The 26,004-nt window shown below is 35.8% G+C and carries 23 protein-coding genes; 17 read left to right on the plus strand and 6 right to left on the minus strand.

Going from position 1 to position 26,004, the window contains the following annotated elements; translation table 11 throughout:
* The first annotated feature begins 12 nt into the window (after window positions 1-12).
* From DDD_RS01850 to DDD_RS01890, 9 genes are all read left to right on the plus strand, one after another.
* Window positions 13-2,874: a LamG-like jellyroll fold domain-containing protein gene (locus DDD_RS01850; protein WP_015361019.1), complete on the plus strand. Its 2,862-nt coding sequence runs from the start codon at window positions 13-15 to the stop codon at window positions 2,872-2,874.
* A gap of 208 nt (window positions 2,875-3,082) precedes the next feature.
* A complete protein-coding gene (locus DDD_RS01855) occupies window positions 3,083-6,031 on the plus strand; it encodes a sensor histidine kinase (RefSeq protein ID WP_146250755.1) in 2,949 nt (982 codons plus the stop codon).
* Window positions 6,012-6,761 carry a LytR/AlgR family response regulator transcription factor gene (locus DDD_RS01860; protein WP_015361021.1) on the plus strand — a complete coding sequence of 250 codons (750 nt, stop codon included), beginning with the start codon at window positions 6,012-6,014 and terminating at the stop codon, window positions 6,759-6,761. Before DDD_RS01855 ends, DDD_RS01860 begins: the two co-directional genes overlap by 20 nt.
* 404 nt (window positions 6,762-7,165) lie before the next feature.
* On the plus strand, window positions 7,166-9,358 hold the full coding sequence (locus DDD_RS01865; RefSeq protein WP_083892364.1) for a T9SS type A sorting domain-containing protein: 2,193 nt from the start codon (window positions 7,166-7,168) through the stop codon (window positions 9,356-9,358).
* Window positions 9,359-9,508: 150 nt separating this feature from the next.
* Complete coding sequence (locus DDD_RS01870) at window positions 9,509-9,952, plus strand: hypothetical protein (protein WP_015361023.1); 444 nt, start codon at window positions 9,509-9,511, stop codon at window positions 9,950-9,952.
* Between the two features lie 115 nt (window positions 9,953-10,067).
* On the plus strand, window positions 10,068-11,300 hold the full coding sequence (gene pepT, locus DDD_RS01875) for a peptidase T (protein WP_015361025.1): 1,233 nt from the start codon (window positions 10,068-10,070) through the stop codon (window positions 11,298-11,300).
* A 2-nt stretch (window positions 11,301-11,302) separates the two neighbouring features.
* On the plus strand, window positions 11,303-12,268 hold the full coding sequence (locus DDD_RS01880) for an energy transducer TonB (RefSeq protein WP_015361026.1): 966 nt from the start codon (window positions 11,303-11,305) through the stop codon (window positions 12,266-12,268).
* Between the two features lie 84 nt (window positions 12,269-12,352).
* Window positions 12,353-12,964, plus strand: coding sequence for a YdeI/OmpD-associated family protein (locus DDD_RS01885; protein ID WP_015361027.1), 612 nt, complete (start codon window positions 12,353-12,355; stop codon window positions 12,962-12,964).
* Window position 12,965: 1 nt separating this feature from the next.
* Window positions 12,966-13,457, plus strand: a complete 492-nt coding sequence (locus tag DDD_RS01890) for an SRPBCC family protein (RefSeq protein ID WP_015361028.1) — start codon at window positions 12,966-12,968, stop codon at window positions 13,455-13,457.
* Between the two features lie 74 nt (window positions 13,458-13,531).
* Here DDD_RS01890 and yajC read toward each other — a convergent pair whose 3' ends face one another.
* The 4 genes from yajC to DDD_RS01910 form a co-directional block, all read right to left on the minus strand.
* Window positions 13,532-13,834, minus strand: a complete 303-nt coding sequence (yajC, locus tag DDD_RS01895) for a preprotein translocase subunit YajC (protein ID WP_015361029.1) — start codon at window positions 13,832-13,834, stop codon at window positions 13,532-13,534.
* 12 nt (window positions 13,835-13,846) lie between these two features.
* Window positions 13,847-14,320, minus strand: coding sequence for a DUF1573 domain-containing protein (locus DDD_RS01900; RefSeq protein ID WP_015361030.1), 474 nt, complete (start codon window positions 14,318-14,320; stop codon window positions 13,847-13,849).
* Between the two features lie 82 nt (window positions 14,321-14,402).
* The gene (locus tag DDD_RS01905; RefSeq protein ID WP_015361031.1) at window positions 14,403-15,338 is read right to left on the minus strand and encodes a transcription antitermination protein NusB; all 936 of its coding nucleotides are present in this window, start codon (window positions 15,336-15,338) and stop codon (window positions 14,403-14,405) included.
* Window positions 15,339-15,466: 128 nt separating this feature from the next.
* On the minus strand, window positions 15,467-16,573 hold the full coding sequence (locus DDD_RS01910) for a Glu/Leu/Phe/Val family dehydrogenase (protein WP_015361033.1): 1,107 nt from the start codon (window positions 16,571-16,573) through the stop codon (window positions 15,467-15,469).
* Between the two features lie 135 nt (window positions 16,574-16,708).
* On the opposite strand from DDD_RS01910, the gene DDD_RS01915 reads away from it, so the two are divergent.
* From DDD_RS01915 to DDD_RS01935, 5 genes are all read left to right on the plus strand, one after another.
* Window positions 16,709-18,460 carry an ABC transporter ATP-binding protein gene (locus DDD_RS01915; protein WP_015361034.1) on the plus strand — a complete coding sequence of 584 codons (1,752 nt, stop codon included), beginning with the start codon at window positions 16,709-16,711 and terminating at the stop codon, window positions 18,458-18,460.
* A gap of 24 nt (window positions 18,461-18,484) precedes the next feature.
* Window positions 18,485-19,129, plus strand: a complete 645-nt coding sequence (locus tag DDD_RS01920; protein WP_015361035.1) for a Uma2 family endonuclease — start codon at window positions 18,485-18,487, stop codon at window positions 19,127-19,129.
* Between the two features lie 89 nt (window positions 19,130-19,218).
* Window positions 19,219-19,605 (plus strand): PUR family DNA/RNA-binding protein, encoded by a 387-nt coding sequence (locus DDD_RS01925; RefSeq protein ID WP_015361036.1) that lies wholly within the window; start codon window positions 19,219-19,221, stop codon window positions 19,603-19,605.
* A gap of 77 nt (window positions 19,606-19,682) precedes the next feature.
* On the plus strand, window positions 19,683-22,190 hold the full coding sequence (locus tag DDD_RS01930; RefSeq protein ID WP_015361037.1) for a M14 family metallopeptidase: 2,508 nt from the start codon (window positions 19,683-19,685) through the stop codon (window positions 22,188-22,190).
* A gap of 103 nt (window positions 22,191-22,293) precedes the next feature.
* Window positions 22,294-22,794 (plus strand): hypothetical protein, encoded by a 501-nt coding sequence (locus DDD_RS01935; protein WP_015361038.1) that lies wholly within the window; start codon window positions 22,294-22,296, stop codon window positions 22,792-22,794.
* 57 nt (window positions 22,795-22,851) lie between these two features.
* Here the strand turns inward: DDD_RS01935 and DDD_RS01940 are convergent, their stop codons facing one another.
* Both DDD_RS01940 and DDD_RS01945 read right to left on the minus strand, forming a co-directional pair.
* Complete coding sequence (locus DDD_RS01940; RefSeq protein ID WP_015361039.1) at window positions 22,852-23,184, minus strand: tRNA-binding protein; 333 nt, start codon at window positions 23,182-23,184, stop codon at window positions 22,852-22,854.
* Window positions 23,184-23,483, minus strand: a complete 300-nt coding sequence (locus DDD_RS01945; protein WP_015361040.1) for a hypothetical protein — start codon at window positions 23,481-23,483, stop codon at window positions 23,184-23,186. The genes DDD_RS01940 and DDD_RS01945 overlap by 1 nt, the downstream gene beginning before the upstream one ends.
* A 215-nt stretch (window positions 23,484-23,698) precedes the next feature.
* Between DDD_RS01945 and DDD_RS01950 the strand changes: the two genes are divergently transcribed.
* The 3 genes from DDD_RS01950 to DDD_RS01960 all read left to right on the plus strand — a co-directional run bounded on the left by DDD_RS01950 (window position 23,699) and on the right by DDD_RS01960 (window position 25,735).
* Window positions 23,699-24,253 carry a thioredoxin family protein gene (locus DDD_RS01950; RefSeq protein ID WP_015361041.1) on the plus strand — a complete coding sequence of 185 codons (555 nt, stop codon included), beginning with the start codon at window positions 23,699-23,701 and terminating at the stop codon, window positions 24,251-24,253.
* 68 nt (window positions 24,254-24,321) lie between these two features.
* Entirely contained in the window at window positions 24,322-25,269 is a 948-nt protein-coding gene (gene lgt / locus DDD_RS01955; protein ID WP_015361042.1) for a prolipoprotein diacylglyceryl transferase, read from the plus strand.
* Complete coding sequence (locus DDD_RS01960; RefSeq protein WP_015361043.1) at window positions 25,262-25,735, plus strand: DUF192 domain-containing protein; 474 nt, start codon at window positions 25,262-25,264, stop codon at window positions 25,733-25,735. Before lgt ends, DDD_RS01960 begins: the two co-directional genes overlap by 8 nt.
* Window positions 25,736-26,004 lie beyond the last annotated feature (269 nt).

A 26,004-nucleotide genomic window follows, 5' to 3' on the forward strand; every position in this document is an offset into this window, starting at 1 on the left:
TCAATTTTTATCATGAAAAAATCATTACTCTTACTCATATTGTTCCTTCCTGCTATTTTACTAGCACAAGGACCTACTGATTATGTAAAGTACTACAGTTTTGACAATGGCTCTATAATTAACGAAGCTAGCCCTGGAACAGGAGATTTAATTGCGAGTAATACTACTTACACATTTACCACAGGAGCAGAAGGTGCTGCTGGAAGTGCGTTAAAAACAAATACCGCTGTGCTAGATGCAGGAAACTTTCCTAGCATATCTCAAGAATACACCTACAGTTTTTGGGCAAAAAGACAAGCTGGAGGTAGTAGCATTCAAACAATGGTCACTCGATTTGACAACAATAATGGTACTGCATCAACCGTAGGTGGTGGAGTGGAGTTTTGGCAATTTTCTAGCGGTGTTGCCGGTCAGGTGAGACAAGGCACATGCCCTACTTGCACTGACGCTTTCACCACTGCGAGTAATACTACGACACCATTAAATACATGGCAACATCTTGCTTATGTCATTTCAGAAAGTACGGATAGCAATGGGTTTATCAGGTATACAATTGACATGTATGTGGATGGAAACTTAGAAGATTCAGATATAACTCAAGGATTGGGAGCTTCACAAAATCCTGGAACAACTAATATCAACACCAGTGTAATTTTAAATAATTCAGCTAATTTTTTAGGTGAAATTGATGAACTTAAAATTTACCAAAGAGCTCTTACAGCACTAGAGGTAAATGATCTAGCTACTATCTCTTCTTTACCTAGCGACGCGGTACGCAGTTACAGTTTTACTAACGGTAGTTTGATAAACATAGGAAACATGGCAGGTGGTGATCTTACTAGCTCTGGCACATCTTTTACGAGTGTTGCAGACTTTGACGGTAATGCAAACAATGCACTAGACATGAACGGCGATGTCTTTGACGGCGGTATTACACCTATAACTAGTCAGAATAGTAGTTATAGCTTTTGGCTCAAAGTAGAGCCAGCAACAAACGCAGCACGCATATTAAATCATTTCGGTAGTAACGGTGGTAATGTTGATATTTATGTTCAAGGAACAAACCTCATCGGAAGATTAGAGGATTCTGGAGGAAATTCACGAGCTCTTTTTATCAACAATATAAATGACGGTTTATGGCATCACATAACTTTGACAATAGAACAAGTAACCGTTAATAATGTAAACGGATATGAAGGTAAGTTTTATTTGGATGGCACCTTAATTGACACTGATATAACAAACGGTCCAAATAATTCTGTAAATCCCAATTGGATAACCTTTTACTCAAATCCTAGTTTCGGTTTAAATGATGGAATTTCAAATGCCCAATTCTATCAAGATGCGATTGATGAAGTTAAGGTCTTTGATCGTGTACTAACCACAGCAGAAATCACAGCTCTTGCAACAAACAATTCTAATCCACCACTGACACAAGTATTTGTGGATGCAGATGCAACAGGAAATAATGATGGTACTAGCTGGAATGATGCATTTACATCATTACAAACAGCTTTACAACTCAATCCAGGTGCAGAATTTTGGGTAGCAGATGGAACTTATAAACCTGGAACACAGCGTTCAGACACATTTGATCTCAACACAGATAATACAATTATCTACGGTGGCTTTGATGGCACCGAAACCATGTTATCTCAAAGAGATCCAGAAACTAATATAACAATTCTGTCAGGAGATATAGATAGTGACGATGCTTCAGTGTCCTATAACGATATAACCAGAAATGATAATAGTTTTCAAGTAGTAACTGTTAATGCAACGGATTGTATAATCGATGGTGTAACCATTACAAGTGGACACGCTGATGGTAGTTCAAACGACCTAAAAGAAGGTGCAGCAATTTCTGTAAATGATGGGAACTTTACATTAACACATTCTCGAGTAGAAAAATGTGTAACTACGCGCGGTGGTTCAATAAGAGCTATAGACCAGCAAGGTACTATGAATATCGAGAATACCATCTTTTCAGAAAACTTAGGGAACATCGGTCCTATTCTTTATGCACGCGCAGGCAATGCTAACTTTTTTATTAATATGACCAATTGTGTGTTTGAAAACAATACAAAAGAAAGCATAGGAACGGCAAATGGTATAGGCTTGGTCTGGATAAGACAAGATGGCGGCGGCGTTATAAGTTATAGTCTTATTAACTCTACTGTCGTAAATAATGAGGTAGATAATTCAAACACGAACACGCCTTTACTCACCATCTCACAGATTACTAGTGGTAATAGAGCTGCAAATGCTTATGTACACAATAGCATTTTCCATAACAACAGGAATATAACGAGCGGTGGTAGTGCTATGATGTTAGCTCTAGGTAACGGAACTAGCCAAAATGACGCCTCTTTACTAGTCGCTCAATACTCCATATCAGAAATGGGATTTGTAAATATATTCAATGATGGAATTACTGGCGTAAACACCAATAACTCAACAGCAGACCCTTTATTTACAAGCAGCACAGACTATACCTTACAAACTAGTTCACCAGCTAGAGACAATGGAAATAACTCGCTATTCACTTCTAGCTTAACTACAGATGTTGCAGGCAATACACGCATCGTTAATAATACCATAGATAGAGGTGCTTATGAATTTGGAGCAACAGCAGGAATTGAAGAAAGCAACAAACTAGAATTTGTACTCTACCCTAACCCAGCTAGTAATGTGCTACATGTAAGTGGCGATCTCGATTTCGCGAAAGCAGAAATCTACAACCTACAAGGGCAACAAGTAGCTATTTCAAAAGAACCAACTATTCAAGTAGCTGATTTGAGAGCAGGAATGTACCTCATCAAAGTAACTGATGAAGATGGTGCAATAGCCACACAACAATTTATAAAGAAATAAGTAGGTGAACTTAACTGTAGTTTATGGGAATTTTCTACGGTTATATAAAGAGAGAGTCTTGATGACTAATCAAGCAATTTAGCAAACGAGTCGTTTTTAGGGAAACGGCTCGTTTTTTTTGGTCTTTAAAAGGTGGGAAGCAAGTTTTAGCAATTACAGTAAATCAACGCTTTTTAAAATAGTAGCTTTACCATAAACTAACCGCCGTTTGAGAATATTCCTTTATATACTACTTTTTATTTGCTACGGCAGCATGGCTCAACAACCTGTTTCTGTTCCTATTACAGAAAAAGACGGGCTGCCCGATAAGGAGTTTTATAGCATTGCCGAAGATAGTAAAGGTTTTATCTGGCTGGCTGGAAACAGTGGGCTTACTCGATACGATGGTAAGAACTACACCACATTTAATCACCCAGAAAAAAGAGGCCTTTCTGTTTTTGAATTACAGGTAGATGCGCAAGATCGCGTGTGGTGTATCAACATTTCTGGGCAAGTGTATTATTTTGAAGATGGCAAACTTCATCTTTTTAAAGATTTACAAAACGATCTTAATGGCTCTTTACCTTCTATGAAGATTAGAGATAAACATTTAGTCATTTCTTCACATAGCAACACTTATATCTATAATGCCGACAGTACAGCAACACTCATTAAAACTTATAAAAATGATCAGGCATTTATAGATCCATTTGTATACAAAGAACAACTGCTATTTCCTATTAAAGGTGAATTCCTTGAAGCCAGCAAGCAACATAAGGCTGCAGTTCAAAGTCTTCCAGATTTCTTTAGCACAACCGTAATTCATCAAAAAGGAGAATCGCGATCTGTAAGCTGGCAGGATAGGATTGTACTCCTTACTCAAAATCAAGAATCGTTTAAAAGTCTTTATGTATCTACATCCCAAGGATGGCAGCGTATTAATATTCCCGAAGAACTCGATAACAAGCGATTTATTAAAATCAAAACTATCGATAATCAATTGTGGCTCGTCACCTCTGAAGGTGTTTATGTCTGCACTATTATTGACAATGAATTGATCATCAAAAATCGTTTTTTTGAAGGCACTTTTATTACCGATGTTATTAAAGATAGAGACGATAATTTCTGGTTTACCACATTGCAAAACGGAATACAGATTATTCCAAATCTCCACATTCATAAAATCGATTTACCAAATGATCTAGGTACGGTTACAAGAACTATTGCCACATCTTCCCATCAATTAATCATAGGATTTAATACAGGAAAACTATTAGAATACGATAAACAGAGTAATAAAACGCGCAACATGATTAGTCAGAGCAATCGAGCAGTAACTGTAATTGTCGAGGACACATTTAGAAATGAATACCTTGTGGTTCATAAACTTAAATCATCACGATACAAAGCAAAAAATCTTGAATTAGCAGATAAAGAGTTGATACTAACAGCCTCTAAAACAATAGAATTTGTAGATAGAGATTCCGTTCTATCCGTAAGTTCTAATACCGCTGGACTATTTCACTATCCTAATTATAAAAAAAACACAGCAGATGTTTCTTCTATTTTCATTGAAAAACGTGGTTACACTTGTCTTTTTGACCCAATAAAAGATATACGCTATTTAGGTATGGTAGATGAGCTGGTCGCCTATCGCTCAAATTCAGATAAAACGATACTCAAATTTAACGGCGAGAACATTTTAACAAGAACCATGTCTTTAGCAAATGATGGTGGCATTTGGGTAGCAACGTTTTCAGGTGGTTTGCTCCATATCAAAAATGATAAAGTCGTTCAGCACATCAGCACAAATGAAGGACTAATTTCTAATGTGGTGCAACAAGTCGCTGTGGATGGCGAGTTATTATGGGTGGCCACAAAAAAAGGCATCCAGAAAATACATCCTAAAAAACTCGTGTTTCAAAACCTAAGTAAGCGAGATGGTGTATTGAGCTATGATATCCATGATATTATAGTAGAAGAAAATGAAATCATATTCTCTAGTAATGAAGGAATTTTTACGGCAGATAAGCAAAAGGTGTTCAAAAAATTCAGACCGCTAGACGTTTATTTTACCGGTATAAAAATCAACAAACAGGACCGTGATATTGCAGATTCTTACACCATGGATGTGGAGGAAAGTACGATGTCGATCAGTTTTAATTCTGCTGGATATCGTGGCAAGTCCAGTGGTAATTATGAATACCGCATGTTAGGTATGGACAGTGACTGGATTAATGTTCCAGCTGGCAACGACCTTATTCAATATGGGAATTTACCAGAAGGAAATTATACGTTTCAATTACGAGCTACTGATGCCGCAGTTGGTTCTAATCCCTTAAAGGAAATTGATTTTGAGGTTACTAAGGCTTTTTATAAAAACCCATGGTTCTGGATGCTGCTTACTGCTGTTCTCGTACTGCTTATTGTGTTTTATTATAAGAGAAAATTACGCTTTCGCGAAAGCGAGAAAAACAAACAACTATCTCAACTGCAACAGGATAAGGAAATGATTAACTTGAAACTAGAGAACTTGCGCTCGCAGATGAACCCACATTTTGTTTTTAATGCGCTCAACTCCATTCAGGATTATATCGTGCGCAATCACAAAACATTGGCAAGTGATTATCTAGGAAAATTTGCAGACTTGATACGCACCTATTTGGAGCATAGTGTTAAATCTAGAATTACATTAGCCGAAGAAATGGAAACGCTAGAAATGTATCTGGAGCTGGAAAAATTACGCTTTGAAGATAAATTGACTTATCAAGTCATTTTTGATAATACAGCCATTGCAGACCATATCTCGATTCCTACCATGCTCGTACAGCCTTATGTAGAAAATTCTTTAAAACATGGATTGTTGCACAAAAAAAATGACCGTCAACTGCACATTATTTTTGAGTACTGTAAAAAAGAAGAGCTGCTCACTTGCAGCATTACAGATAATGGCGTAGGTAGAAAAAAGGCTTTGCAGATTAAAGAGAGTAATCCATTTAAGAAAGATTCCTTTGCAGTAAAGGCTACAGAAGACCGCCTTAAACTGCTCAACTTTGGTAAAAGTAAAAATATAGGAGTAAAAATTATTGATCTTATAGAAAACGGTAGTGCATCAGGCACTAAAGTTATAGTAACCATTCCTCATAAAATCACAAGCCATGAAAGCAATAATAATTGATGACGAGCCCAAAGCAAGACAGGTGCTACAGATACTACTAGAAGAAAACTGTCCAGAGATAGAATTACTTTCTACAGCAGAAGATTTGTTGAGCGGTATAGATCTCATTAAATCCCAGCAGCCAGATGTAGTATTTCTAGACATAGAAATGCCAGAACATTCTGGTCTTAAGATTATGGAATTGATGGACGGTTATCCTATCGATTTCCAAATAATATTTACCACCGCATACTCTGAATATGCGATTCAGGCTTTTGAGCTTAGTGCAATTGATTATTTATTAAAACCCTTGCGACCAGAAAAACTAAAACTTGCCGTTCAAAAAGCTATAGACTCACATGGCAACAACCAGATTAATGAACGACTAACAGAGCTTAGAAAAAGTCTAAAAGATTCCAACTTTAAAAAGATAGGACTGCCATATGCAAATGGGATAAAGTTTGTAGATTTTAGTGATATCATCACACTTAAAGCCAGCGGTATGTACACAGAAATCGAGACAGAGAATGACGGCAAAGTAGTGGTTTCAAAACCGCTCAAACACTTTGTAGAATTGCTGGAAAAGTTTCATACTTTTTATAGATCCCATCGATCCTATGTGGTTAATTTAAGCCATCTCAAGGAATACGTAAAAAAGAGCGGCGGCTTCATTATCATGGATAACGGTGCAGAAATCCCCATAGCAAATGATAAAAAAGAAGAGTTTCTAACTATCGTACAGAATATCTAGTGGTGATTAGGTGATTAGGTGATTAGGTGAAAATTAGTGAAGCAATAGACTAGTTACTAAGAAGAAATGTCAGTTCGAGCTCAGTCAAGAATGGTTTGTTTTTGTTTTTCATTTTAATTTTCACTTTAAAAAAGCCCTCAAAAGTCTGGAGTCATAAGTCATAACTATTTACACATAAGTAAGTTATCTGAATTTTTGTCTTTTTCATCTTAGAGCACAGCGATCTTTCTCTTGAACTCGTTCGTTTTTCTTGTCTCTTGTTTCTTGTTTCTTGTTTCTTGGCTCTTGCTTATTATTTTCAAAAAGCTTCAGAAATTAGAAACCTTGCTTTAGAAGTTTTACTCAAAAGCTAGATGTTTAAGTAAGCATTTTTGTAATCGTTAAACCAATTTAATTTTTACAAAATGAAAACAACGTTACAATTAATTCTCTTTCTTTTTACGATGAGTGTCTTCGCACAAGTTCCTAGTGGTGCAAAATTTGAATTCCTTTTTGCAAACGGCAGTCTTAATAATACAGCTGGTGGCGCAACAGCGGCGACTAACCTAACTGAATCAACAAGTGGAGCACTATCTATTCCTGATCGATCAGTCAATGCAGATAATGCATATCAAATGAACTCTGGTGTATTTATCAACACAAGAGCAGGTGAAAATACCGCAAGAAGAGAAATAGGCGTTAGTTTCTGGATCAAGACGACCGCGTCCCAACTGGCATCATCTGGCAATACACAAGTTATGCTTATAGACGGCCCAGAAGGTTTTTTGAATCCGCGATTTAATAACACCACTGCAAACGGTTTAAGATTTGGTTTTGGCGCTCAAGGTAGTGACTCTAATGGACAGCGCAGAACTGTAGGAGGTTTAACCGGAACTCCTAATATTGCTGACAATCAATGGCACAATGTGGTTATAACATCTTTCATTAACAACAATACGATCGAATTTAGAATGTATATCGATGGAGTGCAAGCAGGTATAGGAACGCCTACCATCACAAATGTAATATCAAGTGCGCCTCCTACTTTTTTGAGAGATCCTAGAGTCATCGTTTCACCTCAATCACAGTTTTCAGGAGAAATAGATGACATTAGATACTATCAACGTTCACTTTCTGCTACAGACGCAGCAAATCTAGCTGCGGAAAACCCACCAGCGCCTACAAGAACAATAGTATATGTAGACGCAAGCGCAACAGGTCTAAATGATGGTACTACATGGGCAGATGCATTTACCACGTTGCAGACAGCTTTATCTAGTACCTCATCAACAGATGATGTCTGGGTAGCCGCTGGTAATTATTCTCCAGGGACAGCAACGACGGACAGTTTTTTAATAAACAGCTCAAACATTAGAATCTACGGTGGTTTTAATGGTACAGAAACCGCTCTTGAACAACGTGACTTTTCAACTAATGTTACAACACTCAATGGTGATGTCTTAAATGACGATACAGGAGTTGCTTATTCTGGAGCTAATCGTGACGATAATAATACTAATGTTGTTACTATAAGCGGTAATAACGTTACTATAGATGGTTTTGTCATTGCAAACGGGCAAGCTGACGACACTACAAGCGGCGAAACTCAAGAAGGAAGCGCTATATCCATACAAGCCGGCAACATTACAATAAGCAACTGTATTATTGAAAACAATGTGGTTACAAGAGGTGGTGCAGTCCGAATGATTGATCGAGCAGGTTCACTAGATATAGAAAATTCAATTTTCAGAAATAACCTAGGTGTCTTTGGAGTTTGCCTATACACAAGAGCTTCAAATACAAATACTCTTGATGTCAATATTAGCAACAGCCTTTTTGAAAATAATACCTTGCAAACCCTTTCAGGAGGAACTGGAAATGCCGGAATTATCTGGTTTAGAAATGACTTTGGGACCCAAAATGTAGTTCTTACCAATAATACTTTTGCAAACAATAGGAACTTAAGAAAAGGAGTAGGTGCTACTTTAATCAACGCAAACCGAATTAACGGTACAGTCAACATTTCTGTACTCAATTCTATTATACATGGTAATAGAAACGCCGATGGACTCACTATGATTTCAGTAGGAAATGATGCAGGAAGTCAAAATCCAAATAGTATAATCGTAAGTAATTCAATAGGAGAAGATGCTGCATTTTCCAACATTATCGATAACGGCGGTAATCGCAGGAATATTAGCAACTCCAGTGCAGACCCATTATTTACCAGCATTAGTGATTTTACCCTTCAATCTGCATCGCCTGCAATAAATGCTGGTAATGATACCTTTGCGGTTGGAAATAGAGACCTTATTGGCAACCAGCGCATAAATGGCAGTGCTGTGGATATGGGCGCTTATGAATTCGGAGCAACAGCAGGAATTGAAGAAAACAGCAAACTCGAATTTGTCCTCTACCCTAATCCAGCAAGTAATGTGTTAAATGTTGTTAGTGATCTCGCTTTCGCGAAAGCAGAAATCTACAACCTACAAGGACAACGAGTGATTACATCAAATGAAGCAGCTATTCAAGTAGCTGATTTGAAAACTGGAATGTATATCATCAAAATAGTAACTGAAGATGGTGCAACGGCTACACAACAGTTCATTAAAAAATAATATTAAAGATAAAACTATAGTTTACAGGAATTTTCTATAGTTTGTTTTAGGGGAATCTAAATTAAAATTTAGATTTTAAATAGAAATCGAGTTGCCTTTAGGTAGCTCGATTTTTTGTTTTATTCACAAACAAATACTACCTTTAAAGCTATGAAAAAATGGGGCTTTATTCTTATTTCTATTTTGTGCTTACAAAGTTATGGTCAAGAGCTTGTAAGTGATGAACTTCAAGGTTTTAATCTTTTCCTAATGCCTGCTCCTCAAATTGAAGTTACTTTAAGTCTTGACAGCAATAATATCGTTAATCCTAATACCGGTTTTTCAGTAACGCCAGGTGTGAGCACTGTAGATATGGTTGCCGTTTATAATGAGTCACAACTTTTAAAGCCCAAACCTTTTATCCCTAATTCTAATACAGATTACGGCAGATTGAGATTTAAAAACGATCGTGGCACTACTGGGGTGAGATTCAATAACCGTAATAATTTTGCAAGACAATTCAGAGAGACAAACCCTGCTTTTTTTGAAGCCAATAGAAATACAGCATTTCAAAGATCCTACAATCCACTTTCTTGTTATAATAACGTGTGGTAACCTCATCTACTAGTCCTTTGAACCATCCTTTACTCCATTCATTTTTTGTTATTATTAAATTTCCGCTTTCGCGAAAGCGAGATCACCACTATCTTTACAGAACAAATTATTTTTCATGAATAAACAAGAAATTCTCGATAGGTTTATAAGTTATATCACCATAGACACAGAGTCTGATCCTAATAGCAACACGACTCCAAGTAGTGAAAAGCAATGGGATCTTGCACGCAAATTACATCAGGAATTAATAGATATGGGAATGAGCGACGTGAGCATTGACGATAATGCTTATATAATGGCTACTTTACCTTCTAACGTAGAACACGATGTTCCTACAATAGGTTTTATTTCTCACTTTGACAGCACGCCAGATTTTACTGGTAAAGACATCAAACCTCAAATAATTGAGGATTATGATGGAGGCAATATTCCATTAAAAGGAAGTGATTTAGTGCTTTCGCCAGATTATTTTGAGGATTTAAAACAATACAAAGGGCAAACTATTGTTACTACCAACGGTACTACCCTACTCGCTGCAGATGATAAAGCTGGAATCACAGAAATTATGACTGCGTTGAAGCACATGATTGAAAATCCGCAGATCAAACATGGAACGGTTAAAGTAGGTTTTACTCCAGATGAAGAAATAGGTCGTGGCGCACATAAATTTGATGTAGAGAAATTTGGTGCAGATTGGGCATACACCATGGATGGCAGTCAAATCGGCGAGCTGGAATATGAAAACTTTAATGCTGCAGGTGCAGTGGTTACTTTTCACGGTAAAATCGTGCATCCTGGTTATGCCAAAGGAAAGATGATCAACTCGATGTATGTTGCTCAGGAATTTATCGATTCCCTTCCTAGATTAGAAACTCCAGAGCATACTGAAGATTACCAAGGTTTCTTTCATTTACACAACATGAAAGGAGCTGTAGAAAAAACAGAGCTTCATTACATCATTCGTGATCACGATAAAGAACATTTTGAAGCACGTAAAGAAGTAATGCACAAGCTTGTTCAATCACTTAATGAGCAATACGATCGTGAAGCGGTAAGTATTGAAATCAACGACCAGTATTACAATATGCGTGAGAAAGTGGAACCAGTCATGCATATCGTAGATGTTGCAGAACAAGCGATGAAAGATTTAGGAATAGAACCGCTTATAAAACCTATACGTGGTGGAACTGATGGTTCTCAACTAAGTTATATGGGTTTACCTTGCCCTAACATTTTTGCTGGCGGTCATAACTTTCATGGTCCTTATGAATACGTCCCTGTAGAAAGCATGATAAAAGCGACTGAGGTGATCGTGCGCATCGCCGAATTAGTAGCTGCAAAAAAGTAATTATGCTTAAACAATTTTTGACTTTAGTATTGATCTTCTGTTTTACGATAATGAGCACTGCTCAAAATAAAGAATTTTTAGATAAAAAATTTGAAATGTCTAATTCTCAAATGGCATCGTACTACAGAATAAAGACAGAAAACCCTTCTATTGGACTTATTAAATACGAGACCTATTATGTAGAAAACGATTCTTTACAATCAAAAGGTTATGTGAATTCTAAGAATCCAGATCGTAAATCTGGAACATGGCAATGGTATTACCCTAATGGAAGTAAAAGAAGTACTAAATCATATTCTAGTGGTCGTATAGTAGGTAATCAGTTGTTTTATTTTGAAGATGGTAGTATTCAAGAATCTTACAGTTATAACAAAAACGTAAAAAGAGAAATGCCATACCAATACAATTATTTCAAATCAAATGACGGTAGAGTTTTGATTGAAAATGGTAATGGAACTTATAATGGTGTTTACCGAGGAAGATTAAGAAATGAAATCGATAGCATAAGCGGACTTGTCCAAAACAAGCTTGCAGAAGGCAAATGGAAATCTTTTAAAAATGGTGAATTAATTTTAGAAGAAAAATTTAAGCAAGGTGTCTTTATGTCTGGTATCCGGTATAAATCTGGAAAGAAATTAATTTATGATGATTTTTATACCAAGGCTGTTCCAGAAATGTCAATGGAGAAATTTAGACGCAAACTTAAAGCAAACATGAAGTATTATCATGAGAGAATTGATATTGATGAGCAAGATTATGTAGAGAAATTGATTTTATTGATTGATGTAAATACTGATGGGACTATCACAAACATAAGGGTACAAGACGGTATGGGAAAAGGCCCTGATGAAGTAGCGATAAGGGCGGTAAGGAGAATTAAAGGAAAATGGAAACCTGCCACATTACGCACGTTTCCAGTAAAAAGTACTTTTGCTTTTCCTTATACATTTGAAAGTAGAGGATTTTAGTCGATAATATTAAACGTCAATAACGTCTAAAATACGAGCTTTGGCTCGTATTTTTTTTACATTTATACCAGTAAATCGCTCCCATTGAAAAACAACAAAATTACAAACGCACAGGAATACATAGATAAATTTCCCAAATGGGAAGAACAGTTACGTACTGCTCGAGAAATTTTAAACAGTTTTCCTCTCGTGGAAACTATAAAATGGGGAGCACCTTGCTACACGTATAATGGCACCAATCTTATTGGACTAGCTGGTTTTAAAAACCATTGCGCCATATGGTTTCATAAAGGTTCTCTACTTCAAGATAAACAAGAGGTCTTTGAAAATGCCCAACCAGATAAAACAAAATTTTTACGACAGTTACGCTTTCGCGAAAGCGAGAACATCAATACTTCTTTACTAAAAGAATACATTGCCGAAGCTCTACAAATTGAAGAAACGGCAGTACCTCCTAATACAAAATCAAAATCAAAAACTAAAAAGGAATTTGAGTTAGCACCAGAGTTGAAAGATGTTTGTGAGACAGATGAGAAGCTGTTTCAAGCTTTTCAGAAATTATCTAATTACAACCAGCGTGAATATTCTGATTATATAAAAGAGGCCAAAAGAGAAAGTACTAAAGAGCGACGCATTATTAAAATCAAATCACTAATCATGGAAGGTAAAAGCTTGCACGATAAATATAAAAAGTAATATGCCGCAAATAAATCTTGAAACAATTATAAATGCGCCCATAGAGGTCGTATTTGATCTCGCACGTAGTATAGACCTGCATATTTTATCTCTCGAGCATACTAATGAACGAGCTGTAGCTGGTAGAACTTCAGGATTAGTTAAAAAAGGAGAAACAGTTACCTGGCGAGCAAAACATCTAGGAGTTACCCAAGAACTTACCAGTTTAATAACTGATGTGGAGCCTTATCATTATTTTGCTGATGAGTTAGTAAAAGGAGCTTTTAAGCACTTTAAACACGAGCATTTCTTTGAGACACAAAGGGATGGTTCTACACTTATGAAAGACATTTTTGATTATACCTCACCTTTAGGTATTTTAGGAAAACTAGCTGATGTGCTATTCTTAGAAAAATACATGACCAGATTACTAGAACAAAGAAATCATACTTTAAAACAAGTCGCAGAAGATGGTAGATGGAAGGAGCTACCTGAAATGCAACCATCTCGATAGTGATTCTCACCTCCATATTTTTCACAAAAAAACCCTTGATTTCTCAAGGGTTTTATAAATGAACATTGCTGTTCTTAATTTTCTTTAGTAATTACTTTCTCGTTTAATTTCTTAGAAAGCTCTGCAGAAATAGCACTTCTTTCAAAGGTCATTTTACCAGCTCCTGTTTCAATCATTACAGTACCTTTATCGGCATTGATTTGATTTACTTTACCGTGAATTCCACTTGTGGTAATTACTTTAGAACCGACTTTAAGTGAGTCTGCAAATTCTTTTTCTTCCTTACGCTTTTTGGCTTGTGGTCTCATTATTAAAAAATAAAAAACCGCAATGATTAAAAGGTAAGGAGCAAAATTTATAATTGTGTTAGTATCCATTAAGACTATACCTTATGCGTTAGGCGCAGAAGCCTTAGCTTTAGGAGTAACAATACCTTTGATACGGATAGACTCAGTACCAGACTCTGTATTTGCCTTAATTGTAACTGTTTTAGTTTGTGCGTTAGGCTTACCGTTAGTATTAAATTTTACTAACATAGTACCTTCACCACCTGGAGCGATAGGTTCTTTAGACCATGTAGGAACCGTACATCCACAAGATCCTTTTGCATTTACCACGATCAACGGAGCACTTCCTGTGTTCGTAAATTTATATTCGTGCTCTACAACTGTACCTTCATCTACAGTTCCAAAGTCAAATTCAGTTTCTTGAAAAGTCATTTCTGGAAAATTGCCAGCAACTTCTTTATTTGCAGCCGCAGCTGTTAAGTTTGCTTGATCAATCGTTGCAGATTCAGCTTTTTCATTACAGCTAGTAAGCGCCATTGTAGCTACTGCAGCTACCATTAAAACTAATTTTTTCATCTTTTTTTATTTTAAAATTACTTAAAAATTTGCGGCAAATATAATTAAAAACATTGTTAGAAACAACGCTATTAACAGCAGTCTACAGCAATCCTCTTCCTATTTTATTTAATTGGTCGTTATTTTCAAATTCTTTAAGTAAGTTATCTAGAATACCGTTAATGAAGTTAGCACTCTTGGGCGTGCTGTAATCCTTAGAAATCTCTAGGTATTCATTGAGTGTCACTTTCACTGGAATTTGAGGGAAATACAGAAATTCTGCTTGTGCCATCATTATAAGTACCAGATCTATTTGAGCAATACGATCTTTATCCCAATTAGGCGTTTTATGCTCGATTCTACCAGCTAGTTCGTCTATATTAAGAATAGTCTTCCTAAAAAGGCTTAAAGTAAATTTACCATCGTCATCATCCTTAAATAACGGTGGTAATGTAACGTCTTTACTAGGTTTTACTTTTCTTAAAAACTGAATAACCGTTGTATTGATCAATGGATAATCATCAGTCCAGGTGATATTGACGTCTTCTAGATAATCTAGTAATTCATCGCTAGGCGCAATTATATCTTCATAGATATAAGTAAGAAACTTTAAATCCTTTTTTAATGAAGGTTCTTCGTCCATGGCATAAACGACAAAGGTTTTACTTTCTTGAATCTTATGATACAAATTCTCTACATACTTAGAATCTAAGTGCCATGGGTTGAGATTGCGCTGTTGTAATGCATCTTTAAGCGCTTGACTTTCTCTTAATTTTAAAAGAATCCTATTATCTATTAAATGTCTCGATGGATTATGCTCTACGCTACTAGAAATGCGCTGTTGTTTTTTGGTATGCTTATCAACAGCTACTTCATGAATTTTGACAAGTAATTGAACCATGTATAAAAACAAGGTATATGATTGCGTCATACTTGAATTGACAAACTTCTCTAGATCTTTAAGATCATCAGGGCGTTGTCGTTGAAAAGAAAAGACTGCCTGCATTACTTTGATGCGCAATTGTCTTCTGTTAAGCATAAGAACGATATTTTTTTACTTCAGCGATGCTTTTTTGTGATGTTAGCTTTCGCGAAAGCGGAATTATAATAACTTTAAACCTATTTTCTATTTCTAAAAAACAGGGCAAAAATACTCTTTAATACGGATTACTGACCTAAACTTTCATGTTTTCTGGCCATAATACGAGCTTGTGCAATTTCCAAAGCTGCTTGATGGGTTGTTACTCCAGACTCTTGAGCTCGATTTAAGATTTCTATAGTAGTAGTATAGATATTCTCTGTCTTTCTCATGATTTCTGTACGATCATAGCCTTCTAACTCTGCATAAACATTGATAATACCACCTGCGTTGATTAAAAAATCTGGTGCATAAACGATGTCCTTATTTTGCAAAATAGCCCCATGCTTGATCTCGTCTGCAAGCTGGTTGTTTGCAGCTCCAGCGATAATGGACGCCTGAATCTTATGTATCGTTTGATCATTAATGGTTGCTCCTAAAGCACAAGGTGCATAAATATCCATTCTTTCAGAATACAGATCGTTACCACCATAAATAGTGGCACCGTATTTATCTCTTACCTCTTCAAGTCTGTCTTGATTAATGTCGGCAATAATAACATCTGCTCCTTCTTGAGTAAGATATTCTACAAGAGTTTCTCCTACGTGACCTATTCCTTCAACATAAATTCTTTTATCTTCAAGTACATCGCTCCCATATTTAAATTGAGCTGCAGCTTTCATTCCCATAAAAACTCCGTAAGCAGTTATAGGTGATGGGTTTCCTGCTCCACCTTTATCGGTAGAAATTCCAGTAACGTAAGGAGTAACCTCTCTTACCGTATCCATGTCTTCTGTATCCATCCCTACATCTTCGGCAGTGATGTAACGGCCGCTTAAGGAATGCACAAATTCACCGAATTTACGCATTAACTCAGGTGTTTTTTGAGTTTTTGCATCTCCGATGATTACAGCTTTCCCTCCTCCTAAATTAAGACCGGTGATAGCACTTTTAAAAGTCATACCGCGAGACAAACGCAGTACATCGTTAAGTGCCGCCCATTCATTTTCATATTGCCACATTCTGGTACCGCCTAATGCCGGTCCTAATACCGTATTGTGAATTCCTATAATGGCTTTCAATCCTGTATCTTTGTCGTTGCAAAAAACAATTTGTTCATGATTATCAAAGGAAACCTGTCCAAATACTGGATCTTGATTGATAAGCTGTTCTAAGGAGTCAAATTCTTGAGACATAAAAAGAAAATTATGAGCTTTTGTTAGTTATTAAAAAGCGTGCAAAAATAACTTCATTTTAGGGATTTAACAATTTACCATGCTTAATTTCCCGCTTTGTTATTAAAATAATTTTTACTTGCAGTAAGATCATAAATGAAAGAACTAAAAAAGCTCAATAAACTCTTTGCCAAATACAAATGGCAACTTATAGGAGGCGTTATAGTTACCATTATTTCTAGAGTTCTATCTCTTGTTTTGCCTAAGTATGTAGGTGAGATTATAAATTTATTAAGTGATTATACTGATGCCAGTGAAGCACAGAAAGAAGTTATAGGAGATCAACTTACTATATACATACTTTATATTCTAGGTGCTACGTTATTAGCTGCTGGACTTACCTTTATCATGAGACAACTTATAATTGTTGTTTCTAGACATCTAGAATACGATCTCAAAAACATCGTTTATCAACAATACCAAAGACTTTCTCTAGGTTTTTATAAACAGAATCGTACTGGAGATTTAATGAATCGTATTAGTGAAGATGTTTCCAAAGTACGTATGTACATGGGACCAGCAATTATGTATAGTATAAACATGCTGACACTTTTTGCCGTAGTAATTCCTGCAATGATCAACACCGCTCCTACTCTTGCAGTTTATACTATTATCCCATTACCTATTTTATCTGTTGCCATATACGTAATAAGTCGTGAGATAAATAAAAGATCTACTTTAGTTCAAGAATACTTATCTAACTTAAATACGATATCGCAAGAATCTTTCAGCGGTATTTCTGTAATTAAAGCTTATAATCTTGCACCTCAAATGACGGAGCAATTTACAGATGTTGCTAACGATAGTAAAGATAAGAACATCGATCTAGCCCGTATTCAGGCATTATTTTTCCCATTAATGGTATTGCTTATAGGTTTAAGCAATATCATGGTTATTTATATAGGAGGAAAACAAGTCATTGACGGAGTTATAGACGTAGGTACGATTCCAGAATTTCTTATTTACGTCAATATGCTTACCTGGCCAGTAGCTATTGTAGGATGGGTTACTAACATGATTCAGCAAGCAGAGGCTTCCCAAAAAAGAATTAATGAGTTTCTAGATATTGAACCAGCAATTCAAAACTTAAATGAAGCATCAACAAAAGTTAAAGGTTCTATCGCATTTGATAAAGTGAACTTCATTTATGAAGACACTAACATACATGCTTTAAAAGATATCTCTTTTGAGATTGAGGCTGGGAAAACTCTTGCCATACTAGGTAAAACTGGTAGTGGAAAATCGACCATTCTTGAACTTATAGGCCGACTCTACGATATTGAAAATGGATCACTTACCATTGATAATAAAGAAATCAGATCTCTCAACCTTGATGATTTGAGAAGTTCTATAGGATATGTCCCTCAAGATGCTTTCTTATTTTCTGATACCATAGGAAACAATATCGCTTTTGGTAAAAAAGATGCTTCTCAAGAAGAGATAGAAACAGCCGCCAAAAACGCAGTCGTACATAAAAATATAACCAACTTCACAAAAGGTTATGAGACAGTATTAGGAGAACGAGGTATTACCTTAAGTGGTGGACAAAAACAGCGTGTTTCCATCGCAAGAGCCATAATTAAAAAACCGCAAATACTCTTATTTGACGATTGTTTAAGTGCCGTAGATACAGAAACAGAAGAAAAAATTCTTAATAATCTTAAAAAGGTAACACAAGATACGACTACCATAATCGTAAGCCATCGTGTGAGCAGTGCAAAAAATGCAGATCAAATTATTGTTCTAGACGATGGTAAAATAATAGAAAGAGGTAACCATGATTCTCTATTAAATGAAAACGGTTACTATGCAGAACTCTTTGCAAACCAGATGCTAGAGGAAGAATAGCTTTGATTTTTATTATATTTGAAGATGCCCAAATATGTTGACGACATAAACGATCTCGATTTAAGCAAAACCTACAGTTATGCAGATTATCTTTTGTGGCGATTTAAGGAAAGAGTAGAGCTTTTTAAAGGTAAAATATTTAAAATGAGTCCAGCGCCTAGCGCGTCGCACCAAAGAACAGTACTCTCATTTACAAGGTTTTTAGATAATTATTTTCAAAATGAGGAGTGTGAACTTTTTGTAGCTCCTTTTGACGTTTTTCTCCTTCCCAAGGAGAAGTCTAGCGTAGTACAACCAGATTTATGTGTCATTTGTGATGCAACAAAACTCGACGAGCGTGGCTGCCATGGCGCACCAGATTTAGTTATAGAAGTTCTATCCAAAGGAAACTCAAAAAAAGAAATCCAAAACAAATATGATCTTTATGAAGAAGCTGGCGTTAGAGAGTACTGGATTGTAGATTATATGAGACGTACCGTTCTTATCCATGTCTTGAATGAAAAAGGAACTTTTGTTCCACAAAGGCTGCGTACAGAAGGTGATCATATCACATCAACTATTTTTCCGAAATTATCAAGCCCAGTTGACGAACTATTTATAGGAGTAACTGATAGTTTAAATGAGCCCGAAGCAGAATATACTACTCAAAACAGAGTCAACAGACTATAAAACAACACCTTACCATTTAAAGCGATAATACACTCTTGTTTTTAGCTTTTTTTTCTATTTTTGATCGCAACTTAACTTTAAAGAAGAACATGGGCGATAGAGATTACCAAGAACAAGAAGAGATATTTTCAAAAGTAGTACGTGCAGGAAGACGCACCTATTTCTTTGATGTAAGAGCTACAAAAGCAGACGATTATTACCTAACTATTACAGAAAGTAAAAAATTTACTAATGACGACGGTAGCTTTCACTTTAAGAAGCACAAGATCTATTTATACAAAGAGGACTTTCAGGAATTTGGCGATACCTTAAAAGAGATCACTGATTTCATAATTAAAGAAAAAGGTGGCGAGGTCATTTCAGACCGTCATCAGTCTAACTACAAAAGAGAAGATCAAGCAACTCCAGCTGATAGTGATGCGGCAGAGCCTAATCATCCAGCAAGTTTTACCAATATTAATTTTGAAGACATATAAACGTCCAACACAAAATTTTCTTAAAGTCTTTCTAACCGAAAGGCTTTTTTTATTTTTAGAATTCAAGATAACAATCCATGAAAAAATCAATACTTCTATTAATTATTCTCGCTTTCGCGAAAGCGGTAACAGCACAAACTATCACACCACCTACATTAGGCTACTATTTACCAGATAACGTTACTTACAATCCTGAAATTTCTACACCTCAAGAAGTACTAGGATACGTTCCAGGAGAATGGCACGTAACTCATGACAAGCTAATCGAATACATGCGCACGCTGGCAAGAGAATCTGATAGAATAAGTATTGAAAATCGAGGATCCACTTACGAAGGAAGACCTCTCGTTTTGCTGACTATTACATCAGTAAAAAACCAAGAAAATCTAGATCAAATTCAAGCTGATCATGTTGCTTTAACTGAAGGTAGTACTGCTTCTACTGCAAATATGCCTATAGTCGTTTATCAAGGCTTTTCAATTCATGGAAATGAGCCTAGCGGCTCTAATGCTGCCTTGCTTCTTGCCTATCATCTAGCTGCTGGACAAGGACCAGAAGTAGAGCAATTACTTGACAACACGATTATATTATTTGACCCAAGTTTCAATCCAGATGGATTGCAACGATTTGCTGGTTGGGTGAATCAACATAAGAGTAAAAATGTAAATCCAGACTCCTACGATCGTGAGTACGATGAAGCATGGCCAGGTGGAAGAACAAATCATTATTGGTTTGATATGAATCGTGACTGGCTACCGGTTCAATTACCAGAATCCCAAGCTCGTATTGAGACTTTTCATAATTGGATGCCTAATATATTAACTGACCATCATGAAATGGGAACTAATGCTACGTTCTTTTTCCAGCCTGGGATACCATCAAGAACGCATCCTTTAACTCCTAAAATGAATCAGCAATTAACGAGAGAGATAGGTAATTATCACGCTGCAGAACTCGATAAAATAGGGTCCCTTTATTATACAGAAGAAAGCTATGACGACTTTTATTACGGGAAAGGATCTACTTTTCCTGATATCAATGGTTCTATAGGAATCTTATTTGAACAAGCAAGCTCTCGTGGTCATGCACAAAATTCTGACAATGGTGTGTTGACTTTTCCATTTACCATACGCAATCAGTTTACAGCAGGAATCAGCACGCTCAAAGCAGCTGCAGGAATGCGACAAGAGATTCTTGATTACCAAAGACAATTTTATAAAGACGCTAAAAAAGAAGCTACAAGTGGCGCAATTATCTTCGGCGATCATACCGATGCTGGAAGAACAGACGCGCTGGCTGACATTCTCTTAAGACATAAAATTGAAGTGCGTTCCCTGAAAAACGATGTTACTAAAAACGGTAAGACTTATAAAAAAGACTATGCCTACATCGTTCCAAAAAATCAAAAAAACTCGCGATTAATAAACGCTATGTTTGAAAAGCGCACCACTTTTCAAGACAGCTTATTTTATGATATAAGCGCATGGACATTCCCACTAGCTTTTGACATGGATTATGATGAAGATGCTAGCTTGAGTGATGCATCAGATAAAATTTCTGAAAAAACTGGAATTGGTAAAATCACAGTTTCTGACTATGCGTATTTAATGCCATGGAACGAGTACAAAACACCAATGATTTTAAACATCCTTCTAGAAGAAGGTGTCAGAGCCAAAGTTGCCATGGAACGATTTACAATTGAAGGAAAGAGTTACGACTATGGAACTATTTTAATTCCAGTGCAAAATCAAAAATGGGATGCTGGAGAATTTGCCGATCGGCTCGGAGATATTTCTATACACGAAGGTATCGATTTTCACGGCGTTCAATCTGGCCTCACCACAGGAATTGATCTTGGTTCTAGACAGTTTAGAGCTTTGAAACAACCTAAAATCGCCTTACTTATAGGTGATGGAATCAATCCTTATGACGCTGGTGAGATCTGGCACTTACTCGATCAGCGTTATGATATAACGGTTACTAAAATTGACTTAAGTGATATTAATCGTAAAGATTTATCTCGTTATAATACTATTATAGTACCTAACACTTACGGCAGTCCAGAAAACGAAGTTGTAGACCAATTAAAAGAATGGACCAGATCTGGTGGTACGTTAATAGGATATAGAAGTGCATTGAGATGGATGAGCAGTTCAAAATTACTGCCACTACAATTCAAAAAAACAGAAAATCCTGCAAAGGATATTTCTTTTGAGCAGCGTTCTGATTTTTATGGAGCTCAAAATATAGGTGGAGCCATTTTTGAGACAAAACTAGATCGCTCCCATCCTATCGCTTTTGGTTTTAAAGATGACCAATTGCCTATGTTTAGAAACACAAGATTATTTATTGAGCCTCATAAAGACTCTTTTAGAAACCCTATTACTTATACAAATGCGCCTTTAATGAGTGGTTACATTTCAGATATTAATCTAGAAGCATTGAAAAATACAGTTCCTTTTCAACATAACAATTATGGACGTGGCGATGTGATCGGTTTTACAGATAACACGCAGTTTAGAGCCTTTTGGTATGGAACCAATAAGTTATTAATGAATGCCATTTTCTTTGCTGAGGAAATGTAAGAATTAGGTGATTAGGTGATTAGGTGATTAGGTGATTAGGTGATTAGGTGATTAGGTGAAAATTAAAAAAAGATAGAAGTAAATACAGTTTTGAGTTTAAAATATGGAAGTCTTTTTTAAAATATTGATCGTTGTAGCAAATCTGGCTTTCGTCTTCTATTTGCTCTATGTTATAAGAGGTTTGATTAAAAATGGTAAAAACGTATTTGAACATCGTAATAAAACGGCAAGCATCATCATTCTTATTCTCACTTTAGTCCATTTGGGCAAAAAAGAAAGTGAAGCGGCAAATTCATTTGAAATTGTTTATACAAAAGATAATTCAGCATTTTTTGACACTAATTTATACGAAATAGAAAATATTGTTTTTGATCATGTCAATTTATTCGTGAAATCTAAAGAAATTGACGAAAATAGTGATCTTGTCGAAGTTGTTTTATCACAATCTGGATTAGTAATGGGAACAGAATTCAAATTGATTAAATCTGAAATGCAATGTCTAGAGAACAATTGTTTTTTGAGAACAAATTACTTGAAAACATGGAATATTTATGGCATACAACTGTACTCACAATTAAAAACTAAAAAAACTCCTTTAAACTAATTTTAAAGGAATTTTAAAGGAATTTTAATTTATTAAGAATTCTGACTCTATAGGTTGTTAACCTACGCGATCACCATTTTTCGCATTGGCGCCTGGTTGAAGTAATATTACATCGCTATCATCACCTACAATGCCTAGCACTAGACATTCACTCATCAAATTTGCTATTTGCTTTTTAGGAAAGTTGACAACAGCTATTACTTGTTTGCCTACTAATTGCTTTTTTTCATAACGCTTTGTGATTTGAGCACTGGATTTTTTAACTCCTAAAGGTCCAAAATCAATTTGCAATTGATAAGAAGGATTTCTAGCTGCAGGAAAATCGCCAACTGTCAAAATTGTACCGACACGCATTTCTACCTTCTCAAAATCACTCCATGATAACTCCATTAATGCATTCTAAGTTTTTCTATCATTTCTCTAGAAATTGCAACATCTGCACCATACGCGTCAAGCAATAGTCCTTTACTACCATCTTTACATTCTAACGCATAAAGAATCATGTTATCTCCAGGATTTGTCATTCCTTCAAATCGGTAAAACTCCACAACGTCTATCTCTCCTGCTTTCCATTCTTTTTTTAAATCTTTAGAATGAACACCATCTTCTACAAGGTCAAAATCGATCGTGTAACCTTTCTTCTGAAGGTCTTGAGTTGCTTCTGTTACTGTCTCGTATGCTGTTTTCATAATTTTTATTTTAAACTTATAAAACTTAAACCAATTTAAAGAAGGTTTAAAAAAAGTTTAGCAACTCTATCTTGATAAATGTTTACTGCTGCAATTAAAACAACTCAAGGTACTAAGTAAAAAGATGGTGTTGATCTCGCTTTCGCGAAAGCGGAATTATCCACAAAAACCGTAACTAAAACCCTATTTTTACTACCTATAAATAAAAATATATTATGTCATTGACTCCATCAACTATGCTACCGTTAGGTACAAAAGCTCCAGACTTTACTTTGTTAGATACGGTAAGCGGTAATATGATGCAGCTGGAGGAACTTAAAGGTCCTAAAGGAACTGTGGTGATGTTTATTTGTAATCACTGTCCATTTGTGCTTCATGTAAATGAAGAACTTGTGCGAGTTGCTAATGATTATCGAGTTACTGGTTTTCATTTTATTGCCATTTCTAGTAATGACGTCGTAAAATATCCACAAGATAGTCCCGAGAAAATGAAACAGCATGCAGACGAGCAAGACTATCCTTTTCCATACTTATATGACAAAACTCAAGAAGTAGCAAAGGCATATGATGCTGCTTGTACTCCAGATCTTTACCTTTTTGACACGTCACTGAAACTTGTGTATCGAGGGCAGCTAGATGACTCGCGACCTGGTAACGGCATTCCTTTAACAGGAAGGTCTTTAAGAGAAGCGATGGATGCTATTCTAGGAAATAAACAAGTTCCTGCTATACAGAAACCAAGTATAGGTTGTAATATCAAGTGGAAGTAATTGATGCTACTAGAACCTTTTTTTCTAAAGTAGAAATAGTAATTTAGCAACTTAATAAAAACGAGTATATGTTTTCACTTAAAGTGATCTGGAATCCGCTAGAAGGTCTTGATCTAGGTTTTTTTACCTTACATTTTTACAGTTTATCCTATGTAATTGCCTTTGTACTGGGCTGGTATATCATTAAACCTATTTTTAAGAGAGATAACGTAAGTGTGGAGAAAATAGATCCGCTTTTTATGTATACCGTTATAGGCTGTCTAGTAGGTGCTCGCATAGGACACTATCTTTTTTATGAAACTGCCATTCTTTTTAATGATCCTCTTCATGTACTACTACCATTTAAAACCGATCCATTTGAATGGACTGGTTTTGCTGGTATGGCAAGTCACGGAGCCGCAATAGGCATTATTATAGCGATGTTCTTTTACAGTCGTAAGCACTTACAAAAAAACATGTTATGGATCCTAGACCGTATCGTAATTCCTACTGCTATAGGAGGAACTTTTGTACGCTTAGGAAATTTAATGAATAGTGAGATCAACGGGAAAGCAACTGACTTTTTTGCTGGTTTTAAATTTGTAAGAGACTTGAGTGATGATGATGTTGCAGCCGCATTGAGTAAAGTAAAAGTTCAAGGAACTGATAATAAAATTGATGCTCTAGTGAACGATCCTCAATATGCAGATTTACTTGCTTCCATCCCATATAAACATCCTGCACAGTTGTATGAGGCAATTTGTTACGTAGGTCTTTTTATAATATTATATTTAACTTATTGGAAAACAGATAAGCGTAATAAACTAGGATACTTATTAGGTATGTTCTTTGTGCTATTATTTACAGTGCGTCTATTTATTGAAATTATTAAAGAACCGCAAACTGATACGGATGCATTTCAATTTGCAAGTATGCACTTCAACACGGGACAATTACTAAGTGTTCCCTTTATTCTCCTAGGTCTATTCCTAATGTTTAGACCAGAAGGAATGTTTGAAAAGAAAACCAATGCGTAATTTGATTACAGGTCTTTTTGTAGCCACTATAATTGCGAGCAGTTGTAAGCCTAATTTCGAAGAAGAAATGAAGTCTAAGGATTTCAGCTTTCAAAATGAGGCTACAGGTTATTTTATTACTAAAGAAAAAGACACTTTAAAAAAGTTACAGCTAGAATTAGCAGATACGGATTACAAAGTCCAGCTAGGCATGACTTACAAAGAAGAACTTACCGAAGATCAGGGATTGCTATTCGTTTTTGATAGGTCTGATCCTCGTCAGTTTTATATGAAAAATACAAATGTACCCCTGGACATTATTTTTGTGGACGAAAACTACATTATAGATAGTTTTGTTTCTAATGCACAACCCAATGACACTACCATTTCAAAGAGTAAAAAGCCAGTACAATATGTACTTGATTTAAAAGCTGGAATGGCTACTAAATTGGGGCTTCAAGAAGGCGACACTTTTATATGGGAATGAGTTTTGTAAATTAGAATAATTCTTCCATAAAGAATTATATAACTCCCTTGAAAATACGCTTAACTTATTGAAGAAAGGATATGTTACTTCGCGTTACTTGCCGTTGTATCTGCTACTAAATGTAAAGTTCAGCGTTATTAATTACTGTAAACGACCATTGTACCTGCGACTAGCATCTCATTGTACTCTTTCTTACCTATAAATCTAATAAAAGAAAATGCCACTATTTTTAAAGTGGCATTTATCTAAGTATATTTTAAAGTTATCGC

The sequence above is a fragment of the Nonlabens dokdonensis DSW-6 genome (genome assembly GCF_000332115.1).
In the GTDB taxonomy this organism is placed as follows: Bacteria; Bacteroidota; Bacteroidia; order Flavobacteriales; family Flavobacteriaceae; genus Nonlabens; species Nonlabens dokdonensis.